Source organism: Nonomuraea sp. CA-141351 (assembly GCF_050944675.1).
In the GTDB taxonomy this organism is placed as follows: Bacteria; Actinomycetota; Actinomycetes; order Streptosporangiales; family Streptosporangiaceae; genus Nonomuraea.
In genome coordinates this window covers 6741018-6760007 of the sequence record NZ_CP191982.1, presented here as the reverse complement: position 1 = coordinate 6760007, position 18990 = coordinate 6741018, and the positions used below count along the sequence as shown (strand labels likewise).

The window sequence follows — 18990 nt, the reverse complement described above, 5'->3', positions numbered from 1 at the left end:
GGGAGGTCGGGCGGCGCTCGAGGGCCGCTGAATTGCGGGTCCAGGAAAACAATCGGCACTTGACGTGCTGACCGCGGACCGCGAAAACTCGGCTATCGGGACCTCGGGGGCGTCCGGCTTATTCTTCCGGAGGAAATGCCAGTGTCGGAATCAAGTTCCGCTCTACCCGGTTTTTACTCCCGGGAATTCGTCAGCGACCCGTACGCGGCGTACGACTATCTGCGCCGCACCGGGCCGGTCCGGCGGATCCACCGGGCCGGCGTGCGCGTCTGGCTGGTCACCAGCTACGACGAGGTGCGGTTGGTCCTCACCGACCAGCGCTTCGTCAAGGAGCCGGCGCGATGGCCCGTACCGATCGAGGAGGCCGACCCCGGGCTCGGGGGCCTCGCCCGTTTCGTCGGGAAGCACCTGCTGTATTCGGATCCGCCGGGCCACACCCGGCTGCGCCGGCTGGTGTCGAAGACCTTCACGCCGGGCAGGGTCGCGGAGTTCGAGCCGATGATCAGGACCGTGGTGGACGAGCTGCTCAAGCAGTTCGACGTACGGGACGAGATCGACCTCGTCGGCTGGTTCGCGGTGCCCATCGGGACCACCGTGATCTGCGAGATCCTGGGCATCCCCGCGGCCGAGCGGAAGGATTTCCGGCGGTGGTCGCTCCCGCTGGTCTCCGACGACGAGTCCGCCCGCTCCGGCGCGGAGCTCGCGGCCGGCCGGCGGGCCGCGCTCGCCCAGCTGAGCGACTACCTCGGCGCGCGGATCCGGCAGAAACGCGCCCGCCCCACCCCTGACCTGCTGAGCGCGCTGATCCAGGCCCGCGACGGTGACGCCCGCCTGAGCGAGACGGAGCTCGTCGCGATGGCGCTGCTGCTGCTGATCGCCGGGCACGAGACGACCGTCAACCTCATCGGGAACGGGATGCTGGCCCTGCTGACCCACCCTGACCAGGCCGAGCTGCTGCGCCGCCGGCCGGACCTGATCCCCGGCGCGATCGAGGAACTGGTCCGCTACGAGGGCTCGGTCATGATCTGCAGCCTGCGGGTCACCGGCGAGCCCGTCGAGCTCGCCGGGGTGCGCATCCCGGAGGGCGAGCTGGTCATGGCGGTGGTGGCCGCGGCGGATCGCGACCCCGCCCGGTTCGACGACCCGCAGCGGCTCGACGTCACCCGGCCGTCCAATCCCCATCTGGGGTTCGGCGCGGGCGCCCACTACTGCGTCGGGGCGCCCCTGGCGCGGTTGCAGAGCCGGATCGCCATCGGGGAGCTGCTGCGGCGCTATCCCCGGATGGAACTGGCCGTGCCCCGGCAGGAGCTGTCCTGGCATCCCAGCATCTCGCTGCGGGGCCTGCACGCCCTGCCTGTCGCACCGCACGGCAGGCCCGCGTACCCCGCGATGCGGCATGCGGCTGGGGGTGCCCGTGGTCGCTGACACCCCGCCGGGACCTGTCGCGCTGCTGCGGCGGCACGTCCGCCGCATGCCCGGCGCCACCCTCTACGAGTACGCGGGCGACCGCGACGACCGCCTCACCTTCGCCGAGCTCGACGCGCGCGCCATGGCGCTGTCCGCCGAGATCAGGCGGCACACCGCGGTCGGTGACCGGGTGGTCATCCTGCAGGAGTCCGGGCTGGAGTTCCCGGTCGCCTTCTTCGCCTGCCTGTACGCCGGTGCCGTCGCCGTCCCCCTGTACCCGCCGGACGCCCAGCGGGCCACCACTCGTCTGGACTCGGTGGTCCGTGACGCGGATCCGGCCCTCGTCCTGACCGCCGCCCGCCACCGGCGCGCCGTGCGGAGCTGGCTGGACAGCGGCGTCGTCCGATCGCCCCGGCTGGTGCTCATCGACGAGCCCGGCCACGCCGACGGGGAGCCGGTGGTGGCACGAGGCGACGAGCCGGCGCTGCTGCAGTACACCTCCGGCTCCACGGGAGACCCCGCCGGAGTCGTCGTCACCCACGACAACCTGGTGGCCAACGTCCGCCAGATCCAGCACGCCTATGAGCTGTCCTCCGACAGCGTCCTGGTCAACTGGCTTCCCCTCTTCCACGACATGGGCCTGCTGACCATGGTGGTGCTGCCGGCGCTGTTCGGGATCCGCTCGGTCCACCTGGCGCCCGCGACGTTCATCCGCCATCCACGCCGCTGGCTCGAACTGATCTCCCAGCTGCCGGACGCCAACGCCATGTCGCCCGACTTCGGCTACCGGCACTGCGTGCAGCGGATCGCCCCACCGCAGCGGGCCGGCCTTGACCTGCGCGGATGGCGGATCGCCGGGAACGGCAGCGAGCCGGTCCGGCCGCAGACGCTCGACCTGTTCGCCGAGGCGTTCGCCGGCCAGGGGTTCGACCCGGCGGCCTTCCGCCCCAGCTACGGCCTGGCCGAGGCGACCGTTCTGGTGTCCGGGTTCAGGGCGCCGGGGCCGCCCCGGCGGTTGCCGGTGGACCGCGCCGCGCTGGGTCTCGGCGAGGTGCGGGCCGTCGAGCCCGGCCCCGGCGGCGTGCTCGGGCGGCCCGTCGAGTCCGGGCCGGCGCTGGTCCTCGTCGGGTGCGGCGTTCCGGCCGAGCAGGACGTGCAGGTGGTCGACCCGGACACCGGGAAGGTAGGCCCGCCGGGACGGGTCGGCGAGCTGTGGGTGTCCGGTCCGAACATCACCGCCGGCTACTTCCGCCGGCCGGAACGCACCGCTGCCACGTTCGTCCCCGACCTCGACGGCAGGCCCGGCCCCTGGCTGCGCACCGGAGACCTGGGCTTCCTCGACCAGGGCGAGATCTTCGTCGTGGGGCGGCTCAAGGACCTGATCATCATCGACGGGCGCAACCACCATCCGGCGGACGTCGAGCAGACCGCCGAGCAGGCGCACCCGGCCATCGCGGCGGCGGGCGTCGTGGCGACCTCCGTGGACACCGCCGAGGGAGAGGCGCTCGTGGTGCTCGCCGAGGTGGACCGGCGCGCCCCCGGCTTCGCACCGGCGGCGGTGCGCACCGCGGTGCGTCGAGCCGTCGCCGACCGCCACGGCGTGTCGCCGCACGACGTCGTGCTGGTCCGCCGCGGCGCACTGCCGCGCACGACCAGCGGGAAGGTGCAGCGACGCCGGGGCCGCCGGCTCTATCTGGACGGCGCCTTCGCGGACGATCCGGCAGCCGTCGAGGCGGGGGTGGGGAACTGATGGCGAGCGGGGAACCGGCCGGGCTCAGCCCGGTGGTGCTGCAGGGCTGGTTCGTGGAGAGGATCGCGGCCGCCGCCGGGGTGGCGCGCGACGAAGTCGACCCGGAGGCGAGTTTCCGGGATCTGGGGCTCTCCTCACGGATGCTGGTCTCGCTGCACGGAGCCCTGGAGGACAGGCTCGGCCGTACGGTGCCGGCGGCCGTCGTCTGGGAGCACGGCAGCCCGGCCCGGCTGGCGCGCTTCCTCTGCGCGGACTCCGCCCCAGACGGCTCCGGCCCCGCCGACCGGCAGGAAAGGGACGACCGCGCCGATTCGATCGCTCCCGCCGGCCCTGTCGCCGAGCCGATCGCCGTCGTCGGCATCGGGCTGCGGCTCCCCGGCGCCGTCGACTCGCCGGACCGCTTCTGGCGGCTGCTGTGCGACGAGGTCGACACCGTACGCGAGGTGCCGCCGGAGCGCTGGCGGCTGGACGACGACGCCGTCCGGCGGGCGGGTGCGGATCCTGCCGCATGTCGCTGGGGAGCGCTGCTGGAGCGGGTGGAGGAGTTCGACGCCGGGTTCTTCGGCATCTCGCCCCGCGAGGCCGCCGCGATGGATCCGCAGCAGCGGCTCCTGCTGGAGGTCGCCTGGGAGGCCATCGACCGGGCGGCCGTGCCGCTGGACCGGCTGCGGGCCGGCCGGACCGGGGTCTTCGCCGGGATCGCCAACTACGACTACGGCCGCATGCAGGACGCCGAGGGCGCCGGGATCGGGGCGTACGCCAACTCCGGCAGCGCGTTGAGCATCGCCGCGAACCGGCTCTCGTACGCCTTCGACCTGCACGGCCCGAGCCTGGCGGTGGACACCGCCTGCTCGTCGTCGCTGGTGGCCGTACACCTGGCCATGCAGAGCCTGCGCTCCGGTGAGAGCGACGCCGCCCTCGTGGGCGGGGTGAGCCTCGCGCTGTCCCCGGTCGTCGGGCTCAACTACGGCCTCCTCGGCGGGATCTCGCCGAGCGGGCGGTGCCGGGCCTTCGACGCCGACGCCGACGGCATCGTACGAGGCGAGGGCGCGGCCGTCGTCCTGCTGGAACGGCTCTCCGACGCCGTCCGGCACGGCGACCCCGTCATCGCGGTGGTGCGAGGCAGCGCGATCAACCAGGACGGGCGCACGAACGGCCTGACCGCACCCAGCGCCGCCGCACAGGCCGGCGTCGTACGCCGCGCCTGGCAGGCGGCGGGCGTCACGTCCGCCGATGTCGCCCTGGTGGAGACCCACGGCCCCGGCACCCCGCTGGGCGATCCGATCGAGGTCGCCGCGCTCGCCGAGGTGTTCGGGGACGACGGCATCCGCTGCGCGCTCGGATCGGTGAAGACCAACATGGGACACCTGGAGGCGGCCGCCGGGCTCGTCGGCCTGGTCAAGGCGGCCCTGTGCGTGCAACACGGCAGGATCCCCGCCAACCTGCACTTCCGCCGGCCCAACCCGCTGATCCCCTTCGACGGGTCGCCGTTCTTCGTGCCCACCGAGGTGACGGACTGGCCCTCCGCCGCCCGCCGGAGGGTCGCCGGCGTGAGCAGCTTCGGCTTCGGCGGCACGAACGCGCACGTCGTGGTGGAGAACGCCGCGCCGCCGCCCGACCCCGCCGAGCCGGCCCCGATGGCCGCCGGCAGGCCGCACGTACTGATGGGATCGTCCCGCGGCGCCGAGGCTCTGGCGCAGTCCGCGCGGCGGCTCGCGGAGGCGGTCGAGCGGGAGGCGTCACTGGGCGACCTCTGCTTCACCGCGGCCCGCCGCCGGACCCACCTGGAGCACCGCTTCGGGGTGGTCGGACACAACCGGGACGAACTCGCGGCCAGGCTGCGCGCCTTCGCCGACGGCGCCCGGCCGTCCGGGGTGCGGGCCGGGCTGGCCCGCGGCGTCGCACCGATGGTGGCCTGGTGCTTCGCCGGGTACGCCGGCGACCCGGCCGCCGCCGGCCGCGCGCTGTACGCCGTCCCCGGCCCCTTCCGCGACGCCGTCGACCAGGTCGCGCCGCTGATCGCCGAGGAATCCGGCTTCGACGTCCGAGACGTCCTGCGGGGACGTGCGGATGCGTCCGAGGACGGGGCTGACCTCCTCGAGGGACGCCCGGATGCGCCCGTGGATCGGGCGGATGTCCTGCGGGGTCGCCTGGATGCGCCGGACGATCGGGTGGACGTCACGCGGGAAGGCCTGGACGTGCCCGAGGACCGGGCGGACGTCCTGCTGCCGACCGCCTTCGCCGTGCAGATCGCGCTGGCCGCCTGGTGGCGGTCCTGCGGCGTCACGCCCGACGCCGTCATAGGGCACAGCGCGGGCGAGGTCGCGGCCGCGTACGTCGCCGGTGCGCTTGACCTGCGGGACGCCGTACGGGTGATCTGCCGGCGGGCCCGGCTCCTGCAGACCCTGACCGGCCGCGGCGCCATGATGTCGGTGGAGATGCCGTACGAGCGCGCGATGCGGGAGTCGACCGGCGGCGGACTCGCGATCGCCGTCGATGCGGCACCCGGCCAGGTCGTCGTCTCCGGACCGGACGAGGCGCTGACCGCCCTGACCGAACGTTGCGAGGCCGAGGGGATCCGCTGCCGCCGCCTCACCACTCGGGTGCCCGGCCACTCAGAACTGGTCGAACCCATCCTGGCCGAGCTGGGGGAGCAACTGGCCGGCATCACACCACGCACGCCGGCCGTCCCGTTCGTGTCCACCGTGGACGCCGGTGCGTGGAACCCGGCCCTCGACGCCGCCTACTGGGTGCGCAATCTGCGGCAGACCGTGCGTTTCCGGCCCGCGGTGCAGGATCTGGCCGAGCGTGGGTTCGGCGTGTTCCTGGAGATCAGCGCGCACCCGGTGCTGACGTACTCGATCGACCGCACGGTGCCCGGGGGCGGGGCCGCGCGGCCGGCCGTCCTGGCCTCCGTCCGGCGCGACGAGCCGCCCTGGGAGTCGCTGCTCGCCACGCTGACCGAGCTGCACTGCCGGGGCGTCGCGGTGGACTGGTCGGTGTGGTATCCACAGGGCGAGATCGTCCCGCTGCCGTCCTATCCCTGGCAGCACCGCCCGTACTGGTTCACGCCACAGGAGCGGCAACCCGCCGACCCGCGCCCGACCGCACAGGCCACTGGTGGGGTCCCGGCCGCGCCTTCGACGGCAGCGGCGGCCGGCGGGGTCCCGGCCGTACCCCCGACGGCACCGGCGAGTGGTGCGGCTGTGACCGTGTCCCCGACCGCGCCTACGACCCGCTTGGGCCCGGCCGGGCCGGTGGCCGGTACGAGGCCGGGGACTGCGCCGATGGTGCCGCCCGGTCAGTACGAGATGACCTGGCACCCGGCTCCGCCGCCGGGAGCGCCCGCCGCCTGTGACGACGGCTGGCTGGTGCTGGCCGACGACGGTCCGTACGGCGTGGCTGTCGTCCTCGAGCTGGCCCGGCGTGGCCGGCGATGCCTGCTCGTGCGGCCGGACCGGCTGGACGAGCAGGCGCTGCGGACCCTTCGCGACGGCGCGAGACCCTGGCTCGTCGTCGACCTGCGCGCCCTCACCGATGACCACGATGACCGGGAGACGGCCCCTCCAGACCTGGCCGAACGCCGGCTGGCCCGCACCGCCGCGCTGGTCGCCGACCTGGCGGCGGCGGGGCTCGCCGGCCGGGCGCGGACCTGGTGGGTCACCCGGGGCGCCCAGCCGGTGTCCGGTTCCGCCCAACTCGTCGATGTGGCGTCGGCGGCGCAGTGGAGCCTGGCGCGGACGGTACGGCTGGAACACCCCGACCTGTGGGGCGGCCTGCTGGACGTCGGCGCCGACGACCCCGAGCCGGTGGCTCGCTGTCTGGTCGGCGAGTTGCTCGCCGCGGGCCAGGAGGACGAGGTGGCCTACAGGGACGGGCGGCGCTTCGTCGCCCGCCTCACGCCGATCGAGCCCGTCCGGCCCCATCCCGCCCCGGCCGCGGACCCCGAAGGCACCTACCTGGTCTGCGGGGGCCTGGGGCGGCTCGGGATGGCGGTCGCGCGCTGGCTCGCCGACCGTGGCGCCCGCCATCTGGTGCTGACCGGCCGGACCGGGGCCGGCCAACGGCATGAGGCCGACCTGGAGAACCTGGCCGGCCTCGGCCTCCAGGTCACGCCGGTGCGGGTGGACGTCACCGACGAGGGCGCGATGACGGCGCTGTTCGAGCGCTTCGGGCGGGACCTGCCGTCGCTGCGGGAGGTGTACCACCTCGCCACGAGCCGGGGGATAGGCCGCCTGGCCAGCACCCGCGTCGAGGACGCGACGGCGCGGCTGGCGGCGAAGCTGCGCGGAGGCTGGCTGCTGCACCGGCTGTGTGCCGGGCGTGGCGTGTCCCGTCTCGTCTTCTTCTCCTCGGCGGCGGCCTGCCTGGGATGGCGGCTGGGCGGGCACTACGCCGCGGCCAACGGCTTCCTGGACGCCCTGGCACACGAGCGCTCCCGTACCGGTGAGCCGACGCTGAGCGTCGGCTGGGGCGCCTGGGGCATGCCGGACTCGCTCGACGTCGACCTGGTCGGCGACGACGGGTTCCGCCCCATGCCGCCGGACGCCTGCCTGGCGATCCTCGGCTCGTTGCTCGCCGGCGACGTGACCCACCGCGCCGTGGCGGCCGTCGACTGGCCGGTGCTCGCGGCCACCTACCGGTCCGGCCGGGCCGTGCCTGTGCTCGACTCGGTCGCGGGCACAGCTCGGTTGGTGACGGACCCGGCTGGGTTGGGGGCGGGCACGGCTGGGCCGTTGGCGGGCACGGCTGGACCGGTGGTGGGTATGGATGGGCCGCCGGGCGAGAGGCCGGCACCGATCCGCGGCGGCGCCGTTCCGGTCACCGGCCCGGTGCCCGCCGTACTCACCGGCACGGCGGATACGGCCGTCGGCACGAACGGGGCCTCGGGAGCCGATCGCCCGGCCCGCCTCGAAGGTGTCGATGACCTGCGCCGGATGCTGAGCGCGGAGCTCGCCGCCGTACTGCGGATCGACGATCCGGAGGAGATCGACACGCGGGTCGGCCTGTTCGAACTGGGGCTGGACTCGGCGATGAGCGTCGAGCTACGCAGCAGGATCGAGGGACGCCTCAGCCGTGAGGTGCCGCCGACCCTCGTCTTCGAATATCCGACCGTCGAGGAACTGGCCGTCGCCCTGGCTATGCCCTATTACGGTCCCGGCACCGTGTCGGCCGGCCCCGGGCCACTGGCCACGCCCTTCGGCCGCCCGGATGCCGTGCCGGCCGATTCCGAGTCGCCACCCCCGTCGTTCGGTGGTCCGGGCGATCCCGGGACGGCGGTCGCACCGCGCGGGCCCAGGCCGGAGGACGCGCGCCACCGCGCTGGAGCGGAGCCGTACGGGCACGGCCCGCTGGAGGAACAGGACGAACTGATCAGGAGGCTGGCCGAGAAGCTGGAGCGGCTCCGCTGACCAGCGGCGTCCGGTGGCCCGGCAGCGAGGGGAGGGACTGATATGGACATCGATCCGGCGCACCGGGAGTTGCTCGGTCGCGCGCTGGCGACCATCGAGGATCTGGAGGGCCGCCTCGAGCGCGCAGAGCAGGGCCGTGCCGTGCCGATCGCCGTGGTGGGGATCGGGTGCCGCATGCCCGGCCGGATCCGGGGAGCCGCCGAGTTCTGGCGCGCCCTGCGGGACGGCACCGACCTGGTCGGCGCGCTCGACCGGCGGACGGCCGAGCCCGGCGTACCGCCCGACGGCTACCTGACCGGGCTTCCCGGCGCTTACCTGGACGACGTCGACCGGTTCGACAACGAGTTCTTCGGCATCGCGCCGGGCGAGGCCGCCGTCATGGACCCGCAGCAGCGGCTCCTGCTGGAGACGGCCTGGGAGGCCCTGGAGCACGCCGGCATGCCCAAGGAGGCCGTACGAGGCAGCGCGACGGGCGTCTTCCTGACCCTCGGCACGCACGACTACTGGCAGGTGGGTATCTCCCGGCTGGGCACGGCGCCACGGCACGACCACGCCGTCGTCAACAACTCCCACAGCACCGCCTGCGCCCGGATGTCGTACTTCCTGGGTGTGCGCGGCCCGAGCCTGACCGTCGACGCCGGCTGTTCGTCGGCCCTGCTGGCGACGCACATGGCCGTACGTAGCCTGCGGGCGCGTGAGTGCGACGCGGCACTGGTCGGGGCGGTCAACCTGATGATGGCCGAACACTCGGGCGCCGGCATCGCCGAGTCGGGCACGCTGTCGCCGGACGGCCGGTGCCGGACCTTCGACGCCGGTGCAGACGGCTACGGGATCGGCGAGGGCTGCGGCGTGGTGGTGCTCAAACGCCTGGCCGACGCGGAACGGGACGGTGACCGCGTGCTCGCCGTCCTGCGCGGCAGCGCGATCAACCACAACGGCGGCGGGCCCGGATACGGAATCCCCGCTGTCTCCGCGCAGCGCGCGGTCATCCGCGCGGCGTACGACGACGCCGGGGTCCCGGCTCGGACCGCGACGTATGTGGAGAGTCACGGCACCGGGACCTCCCTGGGTGACGCGGCCGAGCTGAGCGCGCTCGCCGCCGAGTTGCTGCCCGGCAGGCCGGTGGACCGCCCGCTGGTGGTGGGGGCCGTCAAGACGAACGTGTCGCACCTGTTCGCCGCGTCGGGCATGATCGGCCTGATCAAGACGGTGCTGTGCCTGCACCATGGGGAGATCCCCGGGAACCTGCACTTCACCAGGCCCCACCCCGACCTCGGCACGCTTCCGTCGGCGATCGTCATCCCCAGCGCCACGCGCCCGTGGCCACGTGGCGCCGAGCCGCGGGTCGCCGGCGTCAGCGCGTTCGCCCAGGGTGGCAGCAACGCCCACGTGGTGTTGTCCGACCCCGTGGCCCAGCCGCGGGGCTCCGGCGTCGGCGCGCCGGCCCAGCGCGGTGGCAGCGCCCACCTGGTCCTGATCGACCCGCCGGCCGACGGAGGCGTTTCCGCGCCGTGTCACCGGCCGCAACCTGTGCTGGTCCCGATCTCGGCCCACGACGAGGCGGCGTCGCGCGCGCTGGCGGTCCTGCTCGCGGATCGGCTGGAACGGGATGGAGCGGCGGCCACACCGGCCGACGTCGCCTACACCGCGGCGCGGCGGCGCTCGCACCTCGCGCATCGAGGGGCGGTGGTCGGCCGCACCGGCGAGGACCTCGCCGCGGCACTGCGCCGGCTGGCGTCCGGCCGGACCGGGCCCGGCGTGCGGGCCGGACGAGCGGCCGTCACCGCACGAACGGCGTGGTGCCTGGGCGCCGGTGACGCCTGGCCCGCCATGGCTTCCCTCGCCGGCAGCGATCCGGTCCGCCGGCTCCTCGCCGAGGCAGCGCCCCTTGTGGCCGTTGAGACCGGCGTCGACCTGGCCGCCGCGGTGGCTGCTGAGGCGGGTGTCCACTCGACGGCCGCCCTGGCCGCTGACATCCATGCCGGCCTGACCACCGCCGTGGCCGCCGGGATGGGCGCCGTCCCGGCCGCCCCCGTGGTTGCCGAGATGGGCGTCGACCTGGCCATGGCTGCGACGGGTGCGGCGGTCGCGGGTGACCGGGCCACGGCTCGGGTGCTCACCGTGCTGGCGCAGATCGGTCTGGGACGGTGGTGGCGGTCGGTGGTCGGCGAACCGGCGCTGCTGCTGTGCGCGGGGCTCGGCGTGCTGGCCGCCCGTCACCTCATCGGAGGGTTACCGCTGGAGGAAACGATCAGGTCGGCACTGGCGGACGCCTGCCCGCCCGCCGGTGGTCCGGGCGACGGCGACCCGCCCGCGCTGTGCCGGTACGACAATCCGGCCGCTCTCGCCGCCGCGGCGTCCGTCCTGGCGAGAGACGGCGGGTACGGCCTCGTGGAGATCGGCCGGATCTGCGTGCCGCCCGGTGCGGCTGACCGTGACCCCGCCATCGCCGCGCCGGGCGATGGCCGGCACACCGGCCCGGATGAAGTCCGGCGCACCGGTCTCCATCAGGCCGGGGACGAATCGGTGCTGGACACGCTCGGCCGCCTGTACTGCCGCGGCGTGGACGTGCGGTGGGAGGCGCTGTATCGGGCGGGACGACATGTCGACCTGCCGCACTATCCATGGTCGGACCGGCGGCACTGGTGGAGCCCGCCGGCGGACGCGCGGGACGGAAAGGAGCCGGACGAATGATCACGACTGACGCGTGGGTGCTTCACGCCGGGCCGAAGGGCGGTGGCCCGGCGCCCGGCGGCGCGGCCGGCCTGCGCAGGGAGACGTTCGCGTTCCCGGACCTGGGCGACGACGAGGTGCTGGTCGAACCCCTGTACGGCTCGTGGGAGGCGAACCTGGAGCACGCCCTGTCCCGCTCGCCGGTGGACATCTGCCGGCAGCGCGGCGAGCCGTCCGTCGTGCTCGGCAACATCGGCGTGGTCCGCGTGCTGCGCACCGGGCAGGCACCGGAGGCGCGGGCGCTCTCGGAGGGCGACGTGTGCATGGTGATGCCCTTCGGCAAGTGCGACCGGTACGGCTACGCCGAACTGGCCTACGCGTACGATGCTCCGGGCACGATCGGACTCCTGGCGAAGCGGACGAAGGTCGCGGCGCGGATGCTGCTCCCGCTGCCGTCCGACTCGGCGTACACCCTGCCCCAATGGGCCACCTACGCCCGGTACTTCTCGGCCTGGGACAACTGGCGGGTGGCGTACGCCTGCTGGCGGGGTCAGCTGCCGGACGTCGCCGCCGAGGACCACCTGGTGTTCGGCTGGGGCGGCGGCGTCGTCCTCGCGGAACTGGAGCTGGCGCGGCGGGCCGGGTTCCGCGTCGCCATGACGGCCGGCGGCGACGAGCGGCTGTCCTGCCTGGCCCGCAAGGGCATCACGCCCGTGGACCGGCGTACGTTCCCGGACCTCGAGCTGAGCCGGCGGCTGGACGAGGGCGATCCGGACCTGGTGGAGCGGTACCGGACCTCGGAGAAGGAGTTCCTGCGGATCATCGAGTCCCTCAGCGACGGCCACGGGGCCGCGATCTTCATCGACAACATCGGCGCGCCGCTGCTGCGGCCCACGCTCAAGGCGCTCGGACGTCTGGGGGTGCTGACCACGCTCGGCTGGAAGCGGGGGATGGTCACCGAGACCCGCCGCGCCGTCGAGTGCATCAAGCGGCACCTGCACGTCAACACGCACGTGTGGCGCTCCGGCGACTCCCCGGAGATCCTGGAGTACCAGGCGGCGACCGGCTGGATCCCGGACCCGGACATGATCCGGACCTACGACTTCGAGGACGTCCCGCGGCTCGCGGACGACTACGCCACAGGCAAGGTGACCAGCTATTTCCCCGTGTTCACGGTGAATCCCGAGTGACCGGCGCCATCGGGAACGTGGACGCCAGGCGCGACACGTCCGCACCTGCACGCGTTTCGTCGCCCCGCCGAGGCCGGCCTGCTCGTCGGCGGCTGGAGCAAGGCCAGGTCAGTCCTGGGCCGGCGGTCGAAGGCGGGGTTCGAGGAGCCGCCGTTGGGTAGCGGAACGGTGACGTAAGGTGACGAGAGGAATCGTGGCGATGCGTGCCATCATCTCTATCGTGATCGTGATGGCCGTGGCCGCGACCGGTTGCGTGTCGGTGGGCACGTATCCGTCGCAGACGTACGTGCCGAACAGCGGGGCCAACGCCGACGTTCAAGGAGTGCTGCACCTGCGCAACGTCTTCCTCCTGGACGGCGCGGACCCGAGCTCTCCGTCCCCGCAGCTCGCCCTGTACGCCGTGCTGCTCAACAGCGGCGGCAAGCCGGTCCAGCTCGACCGGGTCACCGTTGACGGCGGCGGCTCCGTACAGCTGGCAGGTCCCATCACCCTGCCCCCCAACCAGCCCGTCGGCACCGGCGACAAGCCCATCGGCACCGTCAGCGGCGTGCGCGGTGCCACAGTGCCGATGACCTTCGTCTTCGGCGGCACCGCGCCCATCCGTGTGAACGTCCCGGTCCAGCTGAGAGCCGGACAGTACGCCAACCTGCCCACCGCCCCCGCGGGGCGATAACGGGGTCACTGCTTCGGTACGAGGCCGGCGTCGAACCGTACCTCGACCTCGTCGCCGAGTTTGAGCGCGCCCAACAGCGCCGAGTAGGGACGAATCCCCCATCGGGTCTGCGCGATGGTCGCCGAGCCCTGCACGCGCTCCTCGCTCAGCGAGCCCTGGACCGAGACGGGCTCTGTGGCGCCGACCATGGTCAGCTCGCCCTCGACGCGGAACGACTCCGCGGTCCCGTCCACCCGTGCCGACCGGAACCTGATCGTCGGGTGCTTCTGGACGTGGAGGACCTTCTCCCGGATGATCTTCTCGATCTCCGCACGATCGGAGCTCGTAAGTGGCTTGACGCCGCCGGTTCCCTCCCTGACTTCAAGTGAATCGGCGTCGACCTCGACGGTCACCGAGGAGTTGGCCGGGTCGGCGGCGTCGATGGTGGCGTCGCCGCGCCAGCGGGTGACCTCGATGGTGAGATCGTGGCCGGCCTTGGCGCCCAGCCCGGTACGGGTCGTATTGACGAGGAGCCGGCCGGACTCGGGGCCGAACGTGTAGTTACCAGCGGTGATGCTCACCCTGCCAAGCTAAGCCCGCACCCGGGGGGCCACAGTGAGACGTGCCGGTGGCATGGCGAATCTGGGGCGGACATTTGACATTATTCGCTCATGCCTATCGACCAGCACCTGCTCTTGCTGTTCACCGTGACCACCATCATCGCCATGATCACTCCTGGGCCGGACATGCTGTTCGTCCTGGGCTGCGGGATGCGGGGCGGCCCGCGCGCCGGCTTGCTCGCCACCGCCGGAGTGGCGACGAGCGAGGCCGTCCACGTCGCCGTCGCCGCCGCGGGGCTCGCGGCCCTCTTCGAGGCGGTGCCGGTGGCCTTCACCGTGGTACGGATCGCCGGAGCCGCGTACTTGATCTACCTCGGCGTGCAGATGTTGCGTAACCGCAAGGGTGTCGAGAGTGAGATGCCCGTGGACGGCGGGGGAGGGATGCCGGGACGCCGGGCGTTCACCAGCGGCTTGCTGACCAATCTGCTGAACCCCAAGATGGTCACCTTCACCATCGCCTTCCTGCCCCAGTTCATCAACCCGCACCTGGGCCAGGTGTGGCTGCAGTTCGCGATCCTCGGCGCCGTACTGATCGTGCTGGAGTTCGCGGTGGACGGCACGGTCGGCGTGCTCGCGGGCCGGATCGGAGGCTGGCTGCGCCGCCGGCACGCCGCGCGCCGCCGCGTCGACATCGCCACCGGAGGAATCTTCATCGGCCTGGGAGTACGGCTGGCCGTCGAGCGATGAACCCGCGGCCACCGCTACCGAGCTCCCACCGCCGAACGGAGATTCTTACCACCGCCCGCCCAGTGGGCTTCATCGAGCCGGCCGCATGTCTCGGAGGAGGAGCTCAGGCGTCCACCCCGTCCTGCTCACGTAGATGCCAGGCGGCCTGGGCGCCCAGGCTGGTGTCGATGTGCTCGCGCATGACGGCGTCGCAGGCGATCACGTACTCCAACAGGGCCTCGCGCTCGGCGGCCGGTCGCGCGCCGCCTGACCGCCGTCCACCTCCAGGGCGAGGCGGCGGTAGCGGTCGGCCTTGTCCCACAGGCTGTCGAAGGTCTGGATGAGCAGGTCGTTGTGGGAGGCGGATTACTACCGGCACGGCGGGATCATGCCCTACGTCCGGCGTAAACTCCTCACACGCTGAGATCATCTCGTGGGCCCGGGCGGGGCTCAGCCGGCGGTTCCGGCCGCCGCCTCGGTGGCCTCCGTGAGCTCGGCCTCGCGGTCGCCCTGGCGGGCGTGGGCGTCCGCGTCGGCCTGGTTGCGCTCGGCACGCTCCAGATCGCGGTGGCCGGTCGCGAGGATGGCGATGCCGACCAGGATCGCGCAGCCGCCGATCACGAACGGCACGTGGATGTTGAAGTGCTCGGCCAGCTTGCCGGCCGCGAACGGGGCCAGGCCGCCGCCGATGAAACGGACGAAACCGTACGCGGCGGAGGCCACCGGCCGCTCCACCGGCGCGACCATCATCACGGCCTGGGTGGTGAGGGTGTTGTTCACGCCGATGAACACACCCGCGACGATGACCGCGGTGATCAGCACGGGGCGGTTGTCGACGAAGGCCGCGATGACGAAGACGACGACCGCGAAGAGCGCGAGGTTGCCGTAGAGGGTGCGGGCCAGGCCCAGCCTGCGCTGCAGCCAGGGCGCGCCGGCCACGGAGAAGAGAGCCACCATCAGGCCCCAGCCGGTGAAGACCAGGCCGAGCTGGATGGCGTCCAGTTCCATGGGGAAGGGGGCGTAGCCGAGCACGGTGAAGAAGCCCCAGTTGTAACAGAGCGCGGTCAGGCTCATGGCGAGCAGGCCGCGGTGGCGCAGCGCCTTGATCGGGTCGAGGATCGAGGTCTTGCGGGCGGGTTTGGGCTGCGGGCGTACCAGTGCGACGGTCGCGATCAGCGCGATCGCCATCAGAACCGCGACGCCGTAGAAGGGGCCCCGCCAGCTGATGTGGCCGAGCGCGCCGCCCAGTAGCGGGCCGACGGCGATGCCGAGCCCGAGCGCGGCCTCGTACAGGATGATCGCGCCGCTGAAGCCGCCGCTGGCGGCGGCCACGATGACGGCCAGCGAGGTCGCCACGAACAGGGCGTTGCCCAGCCCCCAGCCGGCGCGGAAACCGATGATGCCGCCGATGCTGTCGGAGGTGCCGGCGAGCGCGCTGAACACGACGATCAGCACGAGGCCGGCGATCAGCGTCTTCTTGGGGCCGATGCGGCTGGAGACGAAGCCGGTGACGAGCATGGCGACGGCCATCACGACCAGGTAGCTCGTGAACAGCAGTGTCACCTGGCTCGGCGAGGCATGCAGGTCGTCGGAGATCGCGGGCAGGATCGGGTCGACCAGCCCGATGCCCATGAAGGAGATCACGCACGCGAATGCCACCGCCCATACGGCCTTGGGCTGGCGGAAGGGGCTGGGGGCTGCGGATTTCGGTTCGATCATGCGTGTTCTCCGGGGGTCTGCGGGGTGCCGTCGCGTGGGGTGGCGGGGGTCAGGGCGTCGAACGCGTGGGCGGTCAGGCGATCCAGCGCCGGCAGCGCCGCGGCGATGGCCTCGCGGTCGGCCTCCGGCAGGTCGGCGAGCAGTTCGGCCAGCTGCTTGGCCTGCGCGGCCCGGCGCCGGGCCAGCTCGTCCCGCCCGTGCCGGGTGATGGCGACCACCACCACGCGGCCGTCGACGGGGTCGGGCAGGCGCTCGGCCAGGTGCTCGCGTTCGAGGCGGGAGACGAGCCGGGTCATGGCGGGCTGGGTGACGCCTTCGAGTGTGGCCAGTTCGGTGATACGGCGCGGGCCCAGCCGTTCCAGATTCGCCAGCGTGGACAGGGTGGTCATCGACAGGTCTCGGGGCACGTCGAGGAGACGCATCATCGATCTGATCCGTGCGAGGCCGATTGCCAGCTCCAGCTCGTTCGTGCGTGGAGCGTTCGCCTCGGGAAACATAAGGAACTTATATCACATAGGCATATAACTTATGCATGCACCTGGGTGTTCATGTGGCCTTCGAGTCGCGTCGGCGCCGGAATATGGGAAGCAACGAGATCCGCTCGACCATGTGGCCGATCTGGTAGTACAACCGCGGCGACATGTACGGGAGCACGCGCGAGTGCCGCTCGCAGAGCAGCGCGAACATCTGCTCCGGTGGAAGGCCGATGTAGCGGGGGAGGTTCTCGTACCACTGCGCGCTGTAACGGGCCGCTCTCTGGGTGACCCGGATCTCCGCTCTGCGTTCGTGGTCGTAGCGGGCGAGCGCGGACTCGAGCTGGGTTTCGCCGTGCAGTGCGTGGACCAGGTGGGCGGCGTCGCCCAGTGCGAGGGCGGTGCCCGCGCCGATGGAGTAGTGCGTGGTGTGCGCGGCGTCTCCGAGCAGGACGAGGTTGCCGCGGTACCACGTCCGGTTGGTCAGGGTGCGGAAGTTCAGCCAGTGCGCGCTGCCGTCGGCCTGCGCCCGGCCGAGGAGCGGGTGCCCGCCCAGTACGTCGGCGAAGAGCTTCTCCAGGAGGGCCAGGCTGTCGGCCTCATTTGTCTGGTGGAGCCCGAGTCCCCTCCAGGTCTCCGGGGAGCACTCGATGACGCAGGTGCTGTGGTCCTCGCTGAATCCGTAGCCGTAACACCAGATCCAGCCGTGCTCGGTCTCCACGAAGGCGAAGGTGAAGGAGTCGAAGACCTTGGTGGTGCCGAGCCACATGTAGGCGTTTCGCCCGGCTGTCACCTCGGTGCCGAAGTGGCCGGCGTGGCGCTCGCGCAGCACGCTGTTGATGCCGTCGCCGGCGACGACGAGGTCGGCGTCGGCCAGCTCGTCCTCGTGGGTGATCTCGTGCTCGTACTCGACCCGCACGCCGAGGGAGCGGGCCCGTTCGGCGAGGATGTCGAGCAGCCGGTGCCGGCCGATGCCGAAGCCTACTTCGCCGTGGGTGACTGTGACCGTCGCGCGGTGGTGGACGTGCGCGATCCAGCTGTCCCAGCGGACCGAGTTCTCGCTGATGACCTGCGCGGACTCGGGGTCGGCAAGGTGGAGACTCTGGTGGAGCTCATCCCAGTAGGTCACGCCCCAGCCATATGTCGACCCGGCTGGGTCGCGTTCGTAGACGGTGATGTCATGGGACGGGTTCACCCGTTTCATCATGATCGAGAAGTACAGGCCGGCGGGTCCGCCACCGACGCACGCGATCTCCACAAGAGCCCCCGCTGCTACGCAATGCGATCAATATATTACACAGAGTAGCAGAAGCTGATGATCTACACTGTAAAGGGGATGTCATGTCATGAAGCCCGCCGTGAGATAATGACCTCTACGGAGCCCTCTCCGCCTCGGGTGCAGCCCAGGCGAGAGGGTTTTTTTCATGCCCGCGGCCGCGGCGACGGCCTGCCCGCGGCGGGCACCCCCATCCACCCCGATCAAGGAGTGTCCTCATGGATCTCGGTCTGACCTGCCCCCGTTTCACCTGGCCCGGTGGCGACGCCGCCATCGCCGGCAGGTTCGCCGCCGTCGCCCAAGGCGCCGACCAGGCGGGATTGCGCAGCCTGTGGGTGATGGACCACTTCTTCCAGATCCCCAACTTCGGCTCCGTGGAGGATCCGATGCTGGAGGCGTACGGCGCGCTGTCCTACGCCGCGGCCCTCACCAGCAGGGTGAGCCTGGGCGCCCTCGTGACCGGCGCCGTCTACCGCGAGCCCGGCCTGCTGGTCAAGCAGGTCAGCACTCTGGACGCGCTCTCCGGCGGCCGTGCCGTCCTGGGCATCGGCGCCGGCTGGTACGAGCCCGAGGCCCGCGGTCTCGGACTCCGCTTCCCGCCCTTGGCCGAGCGGTTCGAGCGACTCGAGGAGACGCTCCAGATCGCACGGCAGATGTGGAGCGGCCAGGACAAGCCGTACCACGGCAGGCACTACCGGCTGGAACGCACGCTGAACGCGCCGCAGGCCAGCCCGCCCATCCTCATCGGCGGCAGCGGCGAGAAGAAGACCCTGCGCCTCGTCGCCCAGTACGCCGACGCGTGCAACTTCCTGCACGGCGCCGACGTGCGGCACAAGCTCGGCGTGCTGCGCGCCCACTGCGAACGGCTGCGACGGCCCTACGAGGAGATCGAGAAGACCCTCCACATGCGCATCCCCGACGGCCAGAGTGTCGAGGAGAGCGTCCAGCGCTGCGGTGATCTGGCCGCCCTGGGCATCGACCACGTCATCGTCGCCGTACCCGATCCCTCCGACGACTCGTGGCTGGCCCACCTGACCGAGCTCGCCGCGCGGATAACCACCATCACCCCACTCGGCCGCTGATCCCACCCGAGACTTGGCGAGGTCTTGGAACCCCCCTTGCCATTACTCGAACACCTCGTGCACAGCCTGCT

Annotated in this window: 12 protein-coding genes; 8 read left to right on the top strand and 4 right to left on the bottom strand. The window is 72.4% G+C overall.

Translation table 11 applies throughout. The features are described 5' to 3' along the window. The first annotated feature begins 135 nt into the window (after positions 1 to 135). From ACQPWU_RS32040 to ACQPWU_RS32015, 6 genes are all read left to right on the top strand, one after another. Positions 136 to 1425 carry a cytochrome P450 family protein gene (locus tag ACQPWU_RS32040; protein WP_433428222.1) on the top strand — a complete coding sequence of 430 codons (1290 nt, stop codon included), beginning with the start codon at positions 136 to 138 and terminating at the stop codon, positions 1423 to 1425. Then, positions 1415 to 3157 (top strand): fatty acyl-AMP ligase, encoded by a 1743-nt coding sequence (locus tag ACQPWU_RS32035; protein ID WP_433428220.1) that lies wholly within the window; start codon positions 1415 to 1417, stop codon positions 3155 to 3157. Before ACQPWU_RS32040 ends, ACQPWU_RS32035 begins: the two co-directional genes overlap by 11 nt. Continuing rightward, on the top strand, positions 3157 to 8568 hold the full coding sequence (locus ACQPWU_RS32030) for an SDR family NAD(P)-dependent oxidoreductase (RefSeq protein ID WP_433428217.1): 5412 nt from the start codon (positions 3157 to 3159) through the stop codon (positions 8566 to 8568). The genes ACQPWU_RS32035 and ACQPWU_RS32030 overlap by 1 nt, the downstream gene beginning before the upstream one ends. A gap of 42 nt (positions 8569 to 8610) precedes the next feature. Next, a complete protein-coding gene (locus tag ACQPWU_RS32025) occupies positions 8611 to 11262 on the top strand; it encodes a beta-ketoacyl synthase N-terminal-like domain-containing protein (RefSeq protein ID WP_433428215.1) in 2652 nt (883 codons plus the stop codon). Beyond that, on the top strand, positions 11259 to 12431 hold the full coding sequence (locus ACQPWU_RS32020) for a hypothetical protein (protein ID WP_433428213.1): 1173 nt from the start codon (positions 11259 to 11261) through the stop codon (positions 12429 to 12431). The genes ACQPWU_RS32025 and ACQPWU_RS32020 overlap by 4 nt, the downstream gene beginning before the upstream one ends. A 199-nt stretch (positions 12432 to 12630) precedes the next feature. Further along, on the top strand, positions 12631 to 13104 hold the full coding sequence (locus tag ACQPWU_RS32015; protein WP_433428211.1) for a hypothetical protein: 474 nt from the start codon (positions 12631 to 12633) through the stop codon (positions 13102 to 13104). A 5-nt stretch (positions 13105 to 13109) separates the two neighbouring features. On the opposite strand, the gene ACQPWU_RS32010 is transcribed toward ACQPWU_RS32015, so the two are convergent. Beyond that, positions 13110 to 13664, bottom strand: coding sequence for a YceI family protein (locus ACQPWU_RS32010; RefSeq protein WP_433428208.1), 555 nt, complete (start codon positions 13662 to 13664; stop codon positions 13110 to 13112). A 90-nt stretch (positions 13665 to 13754) separates the two neighbouring features. Here ACQPWU_RS32010 and ACQPWU_RS32005 point away from each other — a divergent pair, with 90 nt between their 5' ends. Continuing rightward, a complete protein-coding gene (locus ACQPWU_RS32005; protein WP_433428205.1) occupies positions 13755 to 14390 on the top strand; it encodes a LysE family translocator in 636 nt (211 codons plus the stop codon). 429 nt (positions 14391 to 14819) lie between these two features. Here ACQPWU_RS32005 and ACQPWU_RS32000 read toward each other — a convergent pair whose 3' ends face one another. The 3 genes from ACQPWU_RS32000 to ACQPWU_RS31990 form a co-directional block, all read right to left on the bottom strand. Continuing rightward, positions 14820 to 16088 carry an MFS transporter gene (locus tag ACQPWU_RS32000; RefSeq protein ID WP_433428203.1) on the bottom strand — a complete coding sequence of 423 codons (1269 nt, stop codon included), beginning with the start codon at positions 16086 to 16088 and terminating at the stop codon, positions 14820 to 14822. Beyond that, complete coding sequence (locus ACQPWU_RS31995; RefSeq protein WP_433428201.1) at positions 16085 to 16513, bottom strand: MarR family winged helix-turn-helix transcriptional regulator; 429 nt, start codon at positions 16511 to 16513, stop codon at positions 16085 to 16087. The genes ACQPWU_RS32000 and ACQPWU_RS31995 overlap by 4 nt, the downstream gene beginning before the upstream one ends. A gap of 121 nt (positions 16514 to 16634) precedes the next feature. After that, positions 16635 to 17765 carry an FAD-dependent monooxygenase gene (locus tag ACQPWU_RS31990; RefSeq protein ID WP_433445341.1) on the bottom strand — a complete coding sequence of 377 codons (1131 nt, stop codon included), beginning with the start codon at positions 17763 to 17765 and terminating at the stop codon, positions 16635 to 16637. 290 nt (positions 17766 to 18055) lie between these two features. On the opposite strand from ACQPWU_RS31990, the gene ACQPWU_RS31985 reads away from it, so the two are divergent. Then, complete coding sequence (locus ACQPWU_RS31985; RefSeq protein ID WP_433428199.1) at positions 18056 to 18919, top strand: LLM class F420-dependent oxidoreductase; 864 nt, start codon at positions 18056 to 18058, stop codon at positions 18917 to 18919. Positions 18920 to 18990: the final 71 nt, after the last annotated feature.

Excerpts from the sequence above, each read along its gene's own strand:
- ACQPWU_RS32040 (WP_433428222.1), top strand. The coding sequence starts at position 136 with ATGCCAGTGTCGGAATCAAGTTCCGCTCTACCCGGTTTTTACTCCCGG.
- ACQPWU_RS32030 (WP_433428217.1), top strand. The coding sequence starts at position 3,157 with ATGGCGAGCGGGGAACCGGCCGGGCTCAGCCCGGTGGTGCTGCAGGGC.
- ACQPWU_RS32025 (WP_433428215.1), top strand. The coding sequence starts at position 8,611 with ATGGACATCGATCCGGCGCACCGGGAGTTGCTCGGTCGCGCGCTGGCG.
- ACQPWU_RS32020 (WP_433428213.1), top strand. The coding sequence starts at position 11,259 with ATGATCACGACTGACGCGTGGGTGCTTCACGCCGGGCCGAAGGGCGGT.
- ACQPWU_RS32015 (WP_433428211.1), top strand. The coding sequence starts at position 12,631 with ATGCGTGCCATCATCTCTATCGTGATCGTGATGGCCGTGGCCGCGACC.
- ACQPWU_RS32005 (WP_433428205.1), top strand. The coding sequence starts at position 13,755 with ATGCCTATCGACCAGCACCTGCTCTTGCTGTTCACCGTGACCACCATC.
- ACQPWU_RS32000 (WP_433428203.1), bottom strand. The coding sequence starts at position 16,088 with ATGATCGAACCGAAATCCGCAGCCCCCAGCCCCTTCCGCCAGCCCAAG.
- ACQPWU_RS31995 (WP_433428201.1), bottom strand. The coding sequence starts at position 16,513 with ATGATGCGTCTCCTCGACGTGCCCCGAGACCTGTCGATGACCACCCTG.
- ACQPWU_RS31990 (WP_433445341.1), bottom strand. The coding sequence starts at position 17,765 with ATGAAACGGGTGAACCCGTCCCATGACATCACCGTCTACGAACGCGAC.
- ACQPWU_RS31985 (WP_433428199.1), top strand. The coding sequence starts at position 18,056 with ATGGATCTCGGTCTGACCTGCCCCCGTTTCACCTGGCCCGGTGGCGAC.